At 66.8% G+C, this 434-nt stretch carries 1 protein-coding gene; it reads left to right on the forward strand.

The window, feature by feature from the left end; all coding sequences use genetic code 11:
• A partial coding sequence (locus RM844_RS32925) for an LCP family protein (protein WP_311671095.1) occupies window positions 1-434 on the forward strand: 434 nt, incomplete at both ends.

Here is a 434-nt window from a genome sequence, read left to right on the forward strand (position 1 = left end):
ATCCTGTTCCACGTCTCCGAGGACCGCACCAACGCCACGGCGCTGAGCATCCCGCGCGACCTGAAGACCAGGATTCCCGAGTGCGAGACGAAGCAGCCGGACGGCAGCACCGTGGTCGTCCCCGGCATCGAGAAGGAGCGTTTCAACGTCACCCTCGGCCAGGACGGGCGGGACCCCGGCTGCACCATGAAGACGGTCGCCGAGATCACCGGCGTCGAGGCGGACCACTTCATGATGGTCGACTTCAACGCCGTCAAGGAGCTGACGACGGCGGTCAACGGCGTACCGGTATGCATGGCCAAGCCGGTCAAGGACCCCAAGTCCCACCTCGATCTGCCCGCGGGCCCGTCCACCGTGCAGGGTGAGCAGGCACTCGCCCTGCTGCGCACCCGCAGCAGCTTCGGCAACAGCAGCGACCTCGACCGGATCAAGGT

Source organism: Streptomyces chisholmiae, from assembly GCF_031845445.1.
GTDB lineage: Bacteria > Actinomycetota > Actinomycetes > Streptomycetales > Streptomycetaceae > Streptomyces > Streptomyces chisholmiae.